At 60.0% G+C, this 15547-nt stretch carries 11 protein-coding genes; 9 read left to right on the top strand and 2 right to left on the bottom strand.

The window, feature by feature from the left end; genetic code table 11:
• Nucleotides 1–6 precede the first annotated feature (6 nt).
• On the top strand, nt 7–1482 hold the full coding sequence (locus HPO_RS07665; protein WP_051612419.1) for an amidohydrolase family protein: 1476 nt from the start codon (nt 7–9) through the stop codon (nt 1480–1482).
• 107 nt (nt 1483–1589) lie between these two features.
• Here the strand turns inward: HPO_RS07665 and HPO_RS07670 are convergent, their stop codons facing one another.
• Nucleotides 1590–2972 (bottom strand): MFS transporter, encoded by a 1383-nt coding sequence (locus HPO_RS07670; RefSeq protein WP_035596540.1) that lies wholly within the window; start codon nt 2970–2972, stop codon nt 1590–1592.
• Entirely contained in the window at nt 2969–5437 is a 2469-nt protein-coding gene (locus tag HPO_RS07675; protein WP_035596543.1) for a glycoside hydrolase family 3 C-terminal domain-containing protein, read from the bottom strand. Before HPO_RS07675 ends, HPO_RS07670 begins: the two co-directional genes overlap by 4 nt.
• Before the next feature lie 173 nt (nt 5438–5610).
• Between HPO_RS07675 and HPO_RS07680 the strand changes: the two genes are divergently transcribed.
• The 8 genes from HPO_RS07680 (at nt 5611) to soxX (ending at nt 15545) form a co-directional block, all read left to right on the top strand.
• A complete protein-coding gene (locus HPO_RS07680) occupies nt 5611–6279 on the top strand; it encodes a TetR/AcrR family transcriptional regulator (RefSeq protein WP_051612420.1) in 669 nt (222 codons plus the stop codon).
• A 104-nt stretch (nt 6280–6383) separates the two neighbouring features.
• Complete coding sequence (locus HPO_RS07685; protein ID WP_035596544.1) at nt 6384–8720, top strand: TonB-dependent receptor; 2337 nt, start codon at nt 6384–6386, stop codon at nt 8718–8720.
• A 76-nt stretch (nt 8721–8796) separates the two neighbouring features.
• Entirely contained in the window at nt 8797–10176 is a 1380-nt protein-coding gene (locus HPO_RS07690) for a sulfatase family protein (protein WP_051612421.1), read from the top strand.
• 645 nt (nt 10177–10821) lie between these two features.
• Nucleotides 10822–11277, top strand: coding sequence for a (2Fe-2S)-binding protein (locus HPO_RS07695; protein ID WP_035596547.1), 456 nt, complete (start codon nt 10822–10824; stop codon nt 11275–11277).
• 14 nt (nt 11278–11291) lie between these two features.
• Entirely contained in the window at nt 11292–13475 is a 2184-nt protein-coding gene (locus tag HPO_RS07700) for a xanthine dehydrogenase family protein molybdopterin-binding subunit (RefSeq protein ID WP_035596550.1), read from the top strand.
• Nucleotides 13476–13615: 140 nt separating this feature from the next.
• Complete coding sequence (locus HPO_RS20490) at nt 13616–13819, top strand: c-type cytochrome (protein ID WP_157532725.1); 204 nt, start codon at nt 13616–13618, stop codon at nt 13817–13819.
• Nucleotides 13816–15093, top strand: coding sequence for an NAD(P)/FAD-dependent oxidoreductase (locus HPO_RS07710; protein WP_157532727.1), 1278 nt, complete (start codon nt 13816–13818; stop codon nt 15091–15093). The genes HPO_RS20490 and HPO_RS07710 overlap by 4 nt, the downstream gene beginning before the upstream one ends.
• Nucleotides 15090–15545, top strand: a complete 456-nt coding sequence (gene soxX, locus HPO_RS07715) for a sulfur oxidation c-type cytochrome SoxX (RefSeq protein WP_035596553.1) — start codon at nt 15090–15092, stop codon at nt 15543–15545. Before HPO_RS07710 ends, soxX begins: the two co-directional genes overlap by 4 nt.
• Nucleotides 15546–15547: the final 2 nt, after the last annotated feature.

A 15547-nucleotide genomic window follows, 5' to 3' on the forward strand; every position in this document is an offset into this window, starting at 1 on the left:
CGGCATATGAAACTTACCCGAAAAGACTTCCTCAAGCTCGCCGCGTCAACATCTGCGGTTTCCGTGGCCGGCTGCGCTACCGTCGGCGCAACTTCTGCCAATCGGACCCTTATCAGGGGCGCCGATATACTCTCGATGTCTGATCCTGATGCTGAGTATATGAATACCGATGTCCTGATCGAAAGCGGCATCATCAAGGAAATCGGAAAAGGCCTCCCGGCTGATGGAGCAACAGTCATCAGTGCCAGAGGTATGATCCTCATGCCGGGCATGATTGATGGGCACCGTCATGTCTGGCAAACCCTGCTGAACGGAGCCCTCCCGAAAATTTCAAGGCGGTACGCCGAGTACGACCGTACCACAAACATGATCTACGCTCTGGCCTATGAGCCGGAGGATATGTTTATCGCGCAATTAATGGGCGGCCTCGCCTGCCTGGATTCTGGCGTCACCTCAGTGATCGACCAGATGCATGCCGCCAATGGTGATGCAATGGAACAGGCGGCCGCACGTGGCCTGATGGCCTCGGGCGTGGCCGGCGTCTTTTGCTACCAGATGCGCAACGGCCCCTACTACACCGTAGGCGATACCTATACCCGCGAGAAAGCCCTGGCGGACCGCAACCAGCCACCTGATGAACGGCACTGGGCGACCGCCGAAAAAATCCGGGATCTTTACTTCGGCGGAAAGGACAAGGTTCTGCATTTCGGTATCGGGTTGTCTGGGTCCGTTGGTACACAGACCGTCGAGCAGGCAGCTCTTGAGTTCCAGCGCGCGCGATCCCTGTCCGCACGCACCTTGACCCAGCACATGAACCAGCGTCCGGGCGTGGAGCCCCCCATCCTGCGCGGAGTGGGGGACCTGCACGAAGCTGGTCTCCTCGGGCCGGATTACCTGATTTCCCATGGCGTTGATGTCACGGACGAAGAACTCGTCTTTCTGCGTGAGGCGGGTTCGGGTGTTTGCTCAACCGTGATGGGCGAATTTCCCTATGCGAAGCCGTCCATTCATGGCCGCGCACACGAAGCGGGCGTCAACGTATCCATCGGTATCGACGTCTCCATCGCGCTGACCCATGATTATTTCGAGCATGTCCGGAGCGCCTACTGGAACCTGTTCCGGTCTGATCGCGGAGCAAACCTGGCCAAGACCCTGGACACGTTCGATGTGTTGGATTTTGCCACGCGTTCAGGCGCCCGCGCGATCGGCTTCGGGGATGAACTCGGCACCGTCGAGAAGGGAAAGCGCGCAGATCTTGTTCTGCTTAAAACGGACCGCCTGGGTTTCAGCAAACTCGGATCGCTCGCCGACAGGGTCGTGACCAGTGCGACTCAAGCCGATGTCGACACTGTGCTCGTCGCCGGCAAGACCCTGAAATCTGGCGGAAAGCTCCTGAAGTTCAGCCAGACCTCGCTCGCAGCCGACGCGGCGGCCTCCAGGACGAATGTGCTCGAACGCGCGAGCAGAATTAATCTCCTGTGAGGCGCGGTCGGGCGGATGCGACCTTAGTCCCCGCTGTTCGCGCCCGCCCGCACGCCAGACACCGAGAAGGCCACTCCATCAGATGATGGCTTCCTTCTATACCGGTCCTAACCGGCGGCGGCCGCGCGGCGCGCCTCAAGCTGTGCAACAAGCTCTCGGTGGCGGGCATGGTCGAGCGTGTATCCGCGCAGAATAAGCAGGATGCCGACGGCGCCGGCCGCAGGGATGAGCGCCATGATGGCCTTCATGCCAAGCAGTGTTTCAGGAGACAGCGCCGCATTTGCCTGAAATCCGGCAACACCGAGCAGAGCGCCAAGCAGTACGGCATTGATGCCGGTGGCGGCTTTCTGGGCAAAGGTGGCGAAACCGAAGGTTTTCGCCTCGGCGCGCACCCCTGTTTTGACCTCTCCGTACTCGACCGTATCCGGAAGCATGGCCCAGAACATGACGGCGAGAGACGATGAACCGGCCCCGATGACGAGGATCGAGCTGAAAGTGAGCCATAGCCAGTTCTGAAAGTTGACGAAGAACAACAGATATCCGGCAAGCGACACGAATGTGCCAAGCGCCAGCGAGAAGCGCTTGGAACTGAGCTTTGATATCCAGACCCAGAACGGCACAGTCAGCACTAGGAGGATTGCCGGCAAAACCAGCGCGATGACCGTCAACTCCGGGCGCTGCAGATCGTATTTGAAATGATAGAGCATATTCTTGCCGAACATGCCGAGGCAAACCGACCCCAGAATGATGATGCTGAAAACCCGGATGAGCGGCGGGTTTGCCAGGAACATCGGGAAGATGGATTTGAGGTCGCCGAGCAGGCTTTCCGACCGGGTGGGTACCGCTTCGGGCTCGCGCATCGAGAAGAAGCAGTAGAGCAATGCCAGCGTGGCCAATCCGCCGCTGATACAGGCAGAGACAAAATATGCCTGCGCTTCGCGCCCCTCGCCAAAGACCTGTACGACGACCGGGGTAAGAAATACCACTGCTAGGCCGCCCGTTGCCGCGCCCACCATACGGAAGCCTGCAAGGACTGAACGTTCTCCGCCATCGCTTGTGAGGCGCGCCTGCAAAGAGTTGAAGGGCATGGAAACGACCGTATAGGCCGTACGCAGAAGAATGTGCGTAACGAGCGCCCACATCACCGGATCTATGGGCAGACTGCCGGGGCCGGAGAAGGCAAGCGGATAGGCAATACCGAAGGGCACAGCGCCAAAAAGCAGCCAGGGCCGGTACATCCCAAATCGTGACCGGGTGCGGTCCGCCAAGGCCGCGAAGACTGGATCGGTCACCGCGTCCCAGATCATGGCGATCATATAGATCATACCGGCAATGGCTGGGGAAATGCCCAGCACATCGGTATAGAAATACATCAGGAACATGGCCGTTCCCTGCCAAACGAGCAGGAAGCCAAAATCCCCTACACCGAAGCCAATGCGAGCCTTCAGGGGAACCTGCCTGGCTTTTTGCGCCGCGCTGGCCTCAGTCATGACACGATCTCAAAACCAGCATGAGCGCGCAGATCACGCGAAGAAAATCCGGCATGGGCAATGTAGCTGCCCGGAGTGACCGTCCAGGCGCCGCCATGCATGTCGAACCAGGCAAAATCCTCACGGCCAAGCGAGAAGGCAATGCGGGCTGTTTCGCCCGGCTTCAGCGCGACCTTGCGGAAGGCGCGCAGCTGGCGCAGAGGCATCGCTTCCTGGGTGGCCCGGTCTTCTAGATATATCTGGACAGTTTCTGCCGCCTCCGCCGAACCTGTATTGGTCAGGTCCAGCGTGAGCTCGACTGCGGGACCGGAGGTCGCCGCCTTTGCCTGAAGATTGGCGATCTCGAACCGGGAATAGGTCAGTCCGTGCCCGAACGGAAACAAGACGTCCCGGCCGGCCTTGTCGTAATAACGATAACCGACGAAAATTCCCTCGCCATACTCGGCGGACTTGTGACCCGGATAGAAAGGATAAGTGGGATTATCTTCATACCGATGGGGGAACGTGACAGGGAGTTTTCCCGAAGGAGACACCTTACCCGAGAGCAGATCTTCAAGGGCTGAGCCGCCCTCGCCTCCTGGCAGCCACATCTGCAGGATAGCCGGAACCTCACCCGCCCAGGGCATTTCCACCGGCGCGCCGGTGTTGACGATAACGGCTGTCTTTGGATTGGCGGCGAGCACATCACGGACAAGATCATCCTGCCCGGCAGACAGCTTCATGCTGCGCCGGTCCTTCCCCTCGGTTTCGTCCGTTGTTCCGGAACCGACGAAAAGCAGGACCATGTCCGCCTCTTTTGCGGCGCGAAGGGCTGGCTCCCGGCTGGGCGCAGGCGCGCGCATGGAGACATTGAAGATGTTGAAGGCGCGGATAGCCCGCTCGGTCGGCTGGGAGTACCGCAGGCGAATGGGATAGGTTCGGCCTGCCTGGAGGCGCATGCGCGCTTCGCGGCGGTTGAGCGGCAGGATCATGAACAGAAGTTCGCGCTCGGAAGGCGTGCCCTCGCCGACCAAGACCTCGTTGCCGATGCTGAGCTCCACATCATCATTGGAATGGGAGATGACGAAATCATAGTCGCCATCCTGTTCCGGCCGGAAATAGCCTGTCCATTCGACAGAGAAGGAAAGATCGTCCTCCGTCTGCACTTTGCCACCGAAGCCGAGCTTGGAGAAATGCCAGTCGATTTCCTCATGCGCCACCTGCCCCGCGAAATCAGGCTTTGCATAATAGCGCGCCACAAGACCATGACGGGTAAACGTTTCGTCCGGCGACAGAAGACGCCAATCTATCTGCGGCGGCGCCGGTTCGTGATCGAGACCTCGTTCGAAGACGATCTCCACCCTGTCGCCAAGTGCGGCCTTGAGACCTTCCAGCGGGCTGACGATCCTGTCCGGGCTGACCTGCGAGCTGCCACCGCCCTGAATGGCGGGCATATAGGCAGGCTGGCCAATAATGGCGAGGCGCTTCACATCCGGCGAAACGGGCAACAAGCCGCCCTCATTCTTCAGGAGCACCATGGACTGACGCGCCGCATCGCGGGCGCACGCGCGATGACGGTCGCTGGCCAACTCGCCTCTGCTGGACTTCGGATTCCCATCGAGAAGGCCGCAGCGAATGATAAGGCGCAGCAGCCGGCCTGCATGATCGTCGATGACCGCTTCGCTGACTTCCCCATTGCGCACAGCGTCCACGAGCTTGGCGCCGAAATGACGCGCGGGGCCGGGCATTTCCAGATCGAGTCCGCTGTTGGCAGCGTCAGCCGTGGTTTTCGTGGCGCCCCAGTCGGAAACGACCACGCCATCATAACCCCACTCGCCCTTGAGCACGTCTTCAAGCAGGAAAGAATTTTCGCAGGCAAAAACACCGTTCACCTTGTTGTAGGCGCCCATGACCGTCCACGGATTGGCGCGGCGGATGACAGGCTCATAAACAGCAAGATAAATTTCCCGCAGCGTGCGTTCCGACATATCGGAGCTTCCGCTCATGCGTTCGTGTTCCTGATTGTTGGCAGCATAATGCTTCAGCGATGTGCCGACCCCTTCGGACTGAACCCCGGCGACATAGGCGGTGGCGATTTCTGCGGCCAGGCGCGGATCTTCCGAATAGGTTTCGAAGTTACGCCCCCCCAGCGGCGTGCGCTGGATGTTCACGGCAGGCGCAAGCAGGACGTCCACATCATGCGCAATTGCCTCGCGCCCGATGGCGGCCCCAACTTCTCCGATCAGCGTTTCGTTCCAGGTGGCCGCGAGCGCGACCCCCACGGGAAATACCGTTGCCGCCTCTGAGTTGACCGAACGCAGGCCCGTGGGGCCGTCGGATACACGCAGGCTGGGAATACCCAAACGCTCAATGGCCGGCAGGGTCCAGAAGTCGCGGCCCGCCATCAGCGAAACCTTCTCTTCCACCGTCATCTCGCCCAACAGTGCCTTGATCCGTGCGTCAAGTTCCGGTGCTTGTGATGCCATTGTCGCCTCCCAGGCAGGTTTTTTCCATATGACAACGTTGCTTTCCATATGGAAAGTTTTTTCGCAATAGCCGAGCGGAAAGAAATCTCCGATAAGATGGCTTGAGTATTGTTGTATAAGGAATTCCCGATGTCTGCTGGAGCAAAAAGCCTGTCGAGCCGGCCAAGAAATCTTTGCGGACTCCCCAGCAAGCCCGCTCCGAGGAAAGCCGCGCGAGTATTCTGGACGCCGCGCGGAAGGCCTTTGCGGAAAAGGGGTTTGAAGCGGCCAATATCCGCGACATCGCCGCCGATGCCGGGGTAACGCATACGCTCATCCGCTACCATTTCGGCAGCAAGGAAGAGCTGTGGAAAGAGGTCGTTACCAACATGTTCCAGCGCCTGTCGCAGGAATTGCGGGAGGGCATGAAGTCTACCAAGGGCGCCTCTCCGCAGGATAATATGCGCAACTTCATGCGCCATTACATCCGCTACTGCGCGAACAATCCCGAACATGTTCGTATCATGATCATGGAGTCGGTTCAGGGCGGAAACCGCATCGACTGGATGATCGGCTACATTCGGGAAAGCCACAAGAATCAGGCCCCTTTCATGCGCCACCTCATGAAAGAAGGTGACGTTCCGGAAGTCTGGCTGGTGTCATTGTTCTATTCGATCTCTGCAATTTGCCAGATGCCGTTCGTGCTCGCCGAGTCGATCAAGGGCGTTTATGGCGTGAACATTCTTTCGGAAGAAGCCATTGAGGCGCACACGGACACGGTGCTCGCCCTGCTTCTGCGCGACAAACCCAAAAGCCGGAAACACTGGCCCGCCCTGCCCGACTGGGCGAAAGGCAAAGCTTGAATTCGATTTTCTAAACGGAGTTATTAACCGCCCCCATTGACAAACTTTCCATTTGTCGAAATTTTCCGGCCGGAAAGCCACCAGGCTTCCGGGAGGATAAATTCATGCAACCTAAGCACCGCATACTTTTCACAGCGTCCGCGCTCACCATTGCCATGGCCAGCTTCGCGCCAATCGTTCAGGCACAGGAAGACGCCGTCGAGGATGACAATCGCCGCCTCGGCACAATTACGGTTACGGCTCAACGTGTTGAGCAGAACATCCAGCAGGTTCCGATCTCCGTGACGGCCATCGGCGGGGACGCCCTTGCGGCGCGCCAGATCGACGGCTTTGACCAACTGCAGTATGTGGCGCCGGGCGTTACCTTCAACTCCGGCGTCAATGCGCGCCAGTCTGCGACCACGATTCGCGGCATCGGCACCGGTCTTTTCAATATCGGCATTGAAGGCAGCGTTGCCATTGCCGTTGATGGCGTCATCATGGGCCGCGAAGGCGCCGGTATCTTCGACTTCGAAGATGTCGAGCGCGTGGAAGTGCTGCGCGGGCCGCAAGGCACGCTGTTCGGCAAGAACGCCTCGGCCGGCGTGATTTCGATCGTCACCAAGAAACCAACCGAAACCCTTACCGCAGAAATGAACCTCGGCTACGGCTCTTACGACGAGATCAATGCCTATGGCGCAATTTCAGGGCCGATCGCCGACGGTATAACGGCACGTATCTCAGCCTACTCCAATACCCGCGACGGCTACATCAAGAACGTGAACCCGAACTCCCCGCAGAAGCGCGTGAACGAGCGCAACGAGCAGGGCGTGCGCGCAAAGGTGAACTTCGCGCTTTCTGACGAGTCCGATCTGCTTCTGAGTGCAGACTATGTGACGCGCGATCAGGCGGCCGGCGCCCTGACATACCGGCAGGCATCCGCTGGCGGGCCGGGAACGGGTCTTCTTGGATATGGTGTTCCCGCCATCCGGAACCAGTCAGCAGCCCTGGGTATTGTTCCGAGCCCAGACAACCTGAACATCGGATCGGAAGTGCCCTTCTCTTCCAAGATGGACGCATGGGGCCTTGCCGCCGAATACAGCCGCAGCCTGGGCGAGTTCGAGTTCGTCTCGCTGACATCATACCGCGAATGGGACAGCGTTGATAACAACGACTCCGATCTCACCCCGCTTCCCATTCTGGAAATCAATTCCGGAGACCTTGGCCAGAGCCAGTTCAGCCAGGAATTCCGCATCGTTTCCCCCCGCGACCGTGCCTTCACCTACACGCTGGGTGCCTATTACTTCACGCAGGACATCGACCAGAACAACATTCAGGCAGGCACCGCTGGTCTCAACCTGCTGGGGGCGCTGCCGGCCGGTGCGCGCGTTGGAACGCGGCTCGAATCGGAATTCAGCGAAACCAACTATGCCCTGTTCGGACAGGGCGAGTATGCTGTGACGGAAAAACTGTCGCTGATTGGCGGCCTGCGGATCCTCAATTCGGAAGTGGAAGGCAGTCAGGAAAAGTTCATCGCAAATGGCGCCGTGGCGCCTTTCGCTGGCCAGGCTGTTTCCAATGGCGTGCAGAGCGCCGGGGATGATGATACTGCCGTCGTCTGGCGCCTTGGCGCGCAATACTTCGTGGATGACAATACCAACCTCTTCACAACAGTGACGCGCGGCTACAAATCCGCCGGCGTGGTCCAGGGGCTTACGATCAACCCGGTCAGCGGCAACACATTGCCGACGGTTGAAGCAGAAATCCCGACACAGTTTGAAGCGGGGATCCGCCGGTCCTCACCGGGTGGCCGCCTCATCACCAATCTCACGGGATTCTATGGCCAGATCGAAGACTTCCAGGCCCAGACGCTGGTGCCAGGCCCCTCTGGTACTTCGGTCTTCGCCGTGTCGAACGCCGGCAAGGCCGAAACCTATGGCTTCGAGAGCGAGATCACCGCGCTGCCAACCGATAACCTCACCCTGTCGGCGGCCATCGCGTACACAAAAGCGACCTTCGACGAATTCACCGGCGCGCCCTGCTATCAGCTGCAGACAGCCGCGCAGGGATGTACCGGAACTCCGGCTTCGCAGGATCTCTCGGGCAAGCGTTTGCCGAACTCCCCGGAATGGGTGATCAACGCGCTGGCCCGTTATGACTTCGACCTGACCGCGCAGAACACGGCATTCGTGCAACTCGGCGCCCAGTATCGCAGCGACACGATGTCTGGCCTTGCCAATGATCCGAACACGATCATTGACGCCTATACGTTGCTGGATATGCAGATTGGCGTGAACTTCTGGGACGATCGGGCCACCTTCACCGTGTTCGGGCGCAACCTGACAGATGAGAACTTTGCCGAAGCCATCGTCGGCATGCCGTTCGATACCGGCGGCTACGCACAGTTCGTGACACTGGAAGCCCAGCGCACCTGGGGCGCAAAGCTCACCTTGCGCTACTGACACCTCCCTCGACTGTAAGGCTGGGCGGCTATCAGTTGCCCAGCCTCCCCCATTCAGCAACGGGAAGGACCCCGTCATGCCTTTCAGATTTGTCCGCTGGACTGCGGTATTCCTGCTCGCCGCCGCCTGCGCAGCATCGCCCACCACCAGTATCGCGGCTTCGGAAACCTCGCACGCGAACGCTCAGCCTCCCAACATCATCATTATCCTGACGGATGATCTCGGATGGGGTGATATCAGCCTCAATGGTTCCCGGCTGATCAAGACCCCCAATATCGACAGGATCGGTCAGGAAGGCATTCAGCTTACGGACTTCTATGCCGGATCAAACGTCTGTTCTCCCTCCCGGGCAGCGCTGCTGACGGGCCGGTATCCCATCCGCTCGGGGATGCAGCATGTGATCTTTCCCCATTCTCAGGACGGGCTTCCCACCGACGAGATCACGATTTCCGAAATGCTGCGCGATGCGGGCTACAGGACCGGCATGATCGGCAAATGGCACCTCGGCCATACCGATGAATTCTGGCCCACCAATCACGGATTCGATTGGTTTTATGGGGTGGCGTATTCAAACGACATGGCTCCCTTTGACCTTTATGAAGGCAAGCAAATCATCCAGAGCCCGGCCGATCAGAGCCAGCTTAGCTTGAGCTATGCAAAGGCAGCGAAAGCCTTCATCAATGAAGCAGATGGCCAACCTTTCTTCCTTTATTACGCCGAAACTTTCCCCCACATCCCGCTCTTTGTTTCCGACGACCGGAGCGGGAAATCAGAAGCCGGCCTTTATGGCGACGTGGTGGAAACCCTCGATGCCGGAATCGGAATTCTTCTTGATGCACTGGACGAAGCGGGCGTGGCGGACAACACCCTGATCGTGTTCACAAGCGACAACGGCCCCTGGTTTGAGGGCAGCGCCGGAGATTTCAGGGGCCGCAAGGGAGAAACGCATGAAGGCGGTTTCCGCGTGCCCTTCCTGGCGCGTTGGCCCGGCCGCATTCCGGCGGGCACTGTCAGCCATGAAATGGCGATGAACATTGACCTTCTCCCCACGGCAGCAGCCATTTCCGGCGCTCATCTGCCCGATGACCGCGTGATCGACGGCAAGAACCTGACAGGTCTACTGACCTCCGGCGCGCCCACACCGCACGATCTTCTCTTCTTCTTTGATGGCAATGATATTGTTGCTGCACGCGACAAGCGGTTCCGGCTGGTGCTCAATACATTCTACCGTACAATGAGCGTTCCGTTTGAATATTTCGGCTCTGCCCTCCTGTTTGATCTGGAGAAAGACCCGCAGGAATCCTTCAGTTTCATGCGGGAGTATCCAGAAGATGCCGACCGGCTGAAAGCGGCGGTGCAAACCCTGCGCAAGGAAGTCGCCGGAAACGTGAAAGAGGCAACCAGCCACCTTCCACCAACTGACGGCACGCCCATCGGTCCCCAACTGAACGACTAAAAAATACCCCGGCCCGGAGACGGGCCGGGGCGACGTGAACTTGACACGGCTTGCGGGGGGCGACACCCAATCGGCGTTGCCGTCACCCCTCCTGTACGAGCAGCTTTGGCGCCGCTGCGGCCATATCGTCCGGGTGTCCCCGATTTCCAATTTTCCCATCAGGCGGGGCCGGCCAGCGCTAATCAGGTCCAGGAAACTGGACCCTGGGAATTCACGAAGCGGCTGCGCTCGTCCCCCCACCTGCAAATTCCATCCGAACCGCGCTAGGGAGCTCAGAGGACAGCAAGTCTGTTGCCCCCCAATTTTGGATAATCAGGCAAGTTTTTGAGAGAATTGTGCATGGCACAGATTGCCTGAACTCTTCACATTGGCCTGGGAATAAACGCGGGCGGAGCGCAAACTGTGAAGATAGCCAACCCATCGGACCCGCTGCGCATCCCGATGATCGCTTCACGTCCTACTCGTTATCCGGGCACTCTCTCTTCCCATGAACCTGCACAGCAGAGCGCTTTCCCGGAGAGGAATGCGGAGCTGGATTCTGGACTCATTTCTGGCGCGTGGGCCGAATTGGCCGTGCATCCCAAAGTTAATTAAATTACTGTGACGCAATTGGCCATCAGTCATGGCTGAAGACGGAGACCCAAAATGGCGCAACTCAAAGTGAATGGTAAGGCGATTACGGTCGAGGCCGACGAGGCGACGCCTCTGCTCTGGGTTCTCAGAGAACAGCTCGGGCTGACGGGGACAAAATATGGGTGCGGGATTGCGCAATGCGGTGCCTGCACAATTCACATTGATGGCGCGCCGGTACGCGCCTGCGTTTATCCGATCGGCGCACTTTCCGGAGAAGAAGAGATAACAACCATCGAGGGCCTCTCTCCGGATGGCAGCCACCCCGTGCAGCAGGCCTGGGTCGAGCTGGATGTTCCGCAATGCGGCTACTGCCAGCCCGGCATGATCATGGCCGTGGCCGGCCTGCTGAACAGCAATCCCAATCCGACCGATGAAGACATCGACCTGGAGATCACGAATATTTGCCGGTGCGGAACGTTCTCCCGCGTGCGCAAGGGCGTGCATCTGGCCAAGACCAAGAAAGCCTGAGGGGAGCGACGACCATGACTGAAGGTATCAACCTTTCCCGCCGCGGCTTCATCATTGCAACCGGCGCAACCGGCCTCACGCTTGGCGTTCTTGCCGCCTGCGCGCCTTCTGTCCGGCAGAGCGCCCAGGAAGGCCCGCCTCCGCCGGAGGTCAACGCCTGGGTCCACATCGGCACCGACGATATCGTGACCATCCGGATCGCCCGTTCCGAGATGGGCCAGGGCACGCTAACCGGCCTCGCTCAGCTCGTTGCCGAGGAGCTTGAATGCGACTGGACGAAAGTCAGAACCGAATACCCAACACCGGGGCAGAACCTTGCGCGGGACCGTGTGTGGGGCGACTTCCTGACAGGTGGCAGCCGGGGTATCCGGGCAAGCCATGACTATGTCCGCGAAGGCGGCGCTGCGGCCCGTATCATGCTGGTCCAGGCGGCTGCCAGCCGCTGGGGCGTCCCCCCGGAAGAATGTACCGTGGCCAACAGCGTGATTACGCATACGCCGTCAGGCAAGACACTGCGCTATGGCGAGGTGGCCGCAGACGCCGCCGCGCTCACCCCTCCGGAATCGGTCACCCTCAAAGATCCCTCCGAGTGGAAAATCATCGGCAAGGCCGTCCAACGCCTGGACACGGTCGGCAAGGTCACCGGCGAGCAGCTTTACGCGACAGACCTGAAGTTCGATGGCATGCTGAACGCAGCGATCAAGGCGGCGCCAAAGCGTGGCGGGACCGTAGCTTCCTTCGATGCTTCGGCAGTGTCCGGCATGCCGGGCGTGAAGAAGGTCGTGCAGGTCGATGAGACCGCTGTGGCCGTGGTGGCTGACAGCTGGTGGCAGGCGAAAACCGCTCTGGATGCCCTGCAGATTGAATGGACCCCTGGTGAGGGATCTGACTATTCCAGCGCCGCCTTTGAGGCTGAGCTGGATGCCGGCCTGACGGCGCCCGATGCGTTTGTCGGCAATCAGACCGGCGATGTGGACGCCGCCTTCCGGCGGGCCGCAAAGGTCGTGGAAGCGCGCTACAACGCGCCTCACCAGAACCATGCCTGCATGGAACCGATGAACGCCACGGCGGTGTGGACCCCGGAGAAATGCGAAGTCTGGTGCCCGACTCAAAACGGTGAAGCAGCGCTTGCGGCAGCATCTGAAGCCGCCGAACTCCCCATCGAACAGTGCGAAGTCTACAAGCAGCTTCTGGGCGGCGGGTTCGGTCGCAAGGGCGCGACGGATTATGTGTCTCAGGCCGTGAAAATCGCCAAACAGATGCCGGGCACACACATCAAGCTGCTCTGGTCGCGCGAAGAAGATATGGAACAGGGTTTCTACCACCCGATTTCCAAAGGCCGGTGCCAGGGGGCGCTGGACGCTGATGGCAACCTGATCGGGCTGAAGATCCGGATCTCGGGTCAGTCGATCCTCGCTGGCATCATGCCCCAGGCCCTGGTCAACGGAATGGATTTCGCGACCTTCCAGGGCCTCCTGCCCTCAGGCTCCGATCCGCGTGTCGAAGACCAGACGCTGAAATACACCTTCCCTGCCCTGCGCGTCGACCACGCCATGCGCAATCCTCCCGTGCGCCCCGGCTTCTGGCGCGGTGTGAATGCTAACCAGAATGCGATTTACCTGGAATGCTTCATGGATGAGTTGGCCTATGCGGCTGGGCGCGATCCGCTGGAATTCCGTCTGGCCCACCTCCAGAACAGCCCGCAGATGGCAGCTGTGTTGCAGGCGGTCGCGGATAAGTCCGGCTGGGGCTCCAATGACGGGATGCATCGCGGCCTCTGCTGTTACTATTCTTTCGGCAGCTATACTGCCGCCTGCGCGGAAGTTACCGTTTCAGATGCCGGAGAGCTCAAGATACATCGCATCGTCGCCGCGACAGATCCGGGTTATGGCGTCAACCCGCAGCAGATCGACGCTCAGGTGGCAGGATCCTTCGTGTACGGCCTGTCTGCAATGATCCACCAGGAAGTGACCTTCGTGGACGGTGAAGCGCAACAGAAGAACTTCGACACTTACGATTCAATGCGGATTGCCGAGATGCCGGAAGTCGAGACGCTCCTTATGCCGTCGGGCGGGTTCTGGGGCGGGGTCGGCGAGCCGACGATTGCCGTGGCGCCGCCTGCCGTGCTCAACGCCATCTTCGCTGCGACGGGCAAACGGATTCGCAAGCTTCCACTCAAGGATCAGGCCCTGCGTTGATCATGGGCCGGGCGCGACCTGCCGCCTTGGTGATCGGCTTGCTGCTGCACGGGATAACAGCGTGCGGCAGCGCCCCCGCGCCGCCGGCAGACATACCTGAAAGCGCGCGCGCAGAGTTTCCTTTGGGGGCCGCGCTCGCAATGAGCTGCTCGGGATGCCACAACCCGGCCGGCGGGACGATATCCAGCCTTGAAGGAAGGCCGGCAGAAAATATCCGCAATGCTCTTCTGTATTATTATCAGGATACGGAAGGTACAACCGTCATGCACCGGATGATCCGGGGATACAGCGAAGCCGATATCGACGCCATCAGCGCCTATCTTGGCGAGGAGGCAGAGCCATGACCCGCTCCGGCCCCGCCCGCCGCGCGGTGCTGGCCGGCCTCGGCGCGGCAACGCTCGCAGCCGCGCTCCCGGGCGCAGCAAGCGCTCGGACCCGCGCACGGATTGTTATCCTGGGCGGCGGGTTTGGCGGCGCAACGGCAGCCCGCTTCATCAAGACCTTCCTCCCCGAAGCTTCGGTCACGTTGATCGAAGCCAATTCCGCTTACATCGCCTGCCCGTTCAGCAATCTGGTGGTCGGAGGTGAGCGGGACATTGCGGAGCAGACGTTCGGTTATGATCAGACCGCTGCGGCAGGAATAACGGTCGTTCACGACACCGCCATTGCTGTTGACGCTACGCGCCATACGGTAACCGGCCAGTCCGGCGCCATTTGGGGCTATGACAGGCTGATCATGTCGCCGGGCATCGATTTCAGATGGGACGCTATTGAGGGCTATGGGGAGGAGGCCGCCACAGTCTTTCCCCATGCCTGGAAAGCGGGACAGCAAACCCTGCTTTTGCGCCGGCAACTCGAAGCCATGCAGGACGGCGGAACGGTTGTCATGTCTGTGCCGCCAGCACCGTTCCGATGCCCACCGGGCCCCTATGAGCGCGCGAGCCTGATTGCGCAGTATCTGAAGACCCATAAACCAAGATCGAAGCTGCTGATCCTCGATGCACAGGACCAATTTTCGAAACAGCCGCTGTTCGAAGAAGCCTGGGCCGAACTTTATCCCGGCATAGTCGAACGCCGGGGAGCGCAGGATTTTGGCCGGGTGATCTCTGTTGATCCCGCCGTGCGGAGCCTTGCAACAGAATTTGAGACCGTGACAGCGGATGTTGCCAATGTCATTCCACCCCAGAAAGCCGGGAGCATTGCACACAATGCGGGCGTAGCGGACGCGACCGGCTGGTGCCCGGTAGATCCGGTAACCTTTGCCTCCCTCCTGCAGCCGGACATTCATGTCATCGGCGACGCCATCATCGCAGCGCCGATGCCCAAATCTGCCTTTGCGGCCAATCTTCAGGCAAAGCTCTGTGCCCTGCAGGTTTCGCGCCTTCTGGCGGGCCTTCCCCCGCAACCTGTCCCGCTGACAAACACCTGCTACTCCTTCACGTCCAGCAATACGGCCATCTCGATTACTGGGGTCTACAGCGCAGGCGAGAGCGGCTTCCGCTCAATTGAAGGCTCAGGGGGCCTCAGCCCCATGAACGCCGACAGCTATGTGCGTGAGAATGAGGCAATGCAGGCAAAGACCTGGTTTGACACCATTACACGGCAGGCATTCGGATGAGACGGCAGAGCGCGCTGGCTGCAGCGGTCACGATATTCTGCAGCGGCTGCGGGCAAGCCGATGGCGCTGCCCTCGCCGCCCGGGTGGAGATCCGGGGCGACGCCATTCCCACCTCTTTGACCGGCGAGGCGGGCCGCGTGGCAGACGGCCAAGCAGAATTCGTTTCCCGCGAGGGCGGCCATTGCGTTCTTTGCCACCGCATAGAGGGACTGCAAGCTGAGTTTCAGGGGAATGTCGGGCCGGATCTGACCGGCGTTGGCGCCCGGCTCACCGAGGGCCAGATCCGTCTCCGGATAGTTGACGCCCAGCGGATTTGGCCAGACACTGTCATGCCGTCCTACTACCGCACCGGTGGTTTGCGGCAGGTGGGGCGGGAATATGAAGGCCAACCAGCCCTCACCGCCAGGCAGATTGAAGACCTGGTCGCCTATTTGAGCTCACAGGGAAACTGACT

Origin of the sequence: Hyphomonas polymorpha PS728 (genome assembly GCF_000685315.1) — a bacterium.
Lineage (GTDB): Bacteria > Pseudomonadota > Alphaproteobacteria > Caulobacterales > Hyphomonadaceae > Hyphomonas > Hyphomonas polymorpha.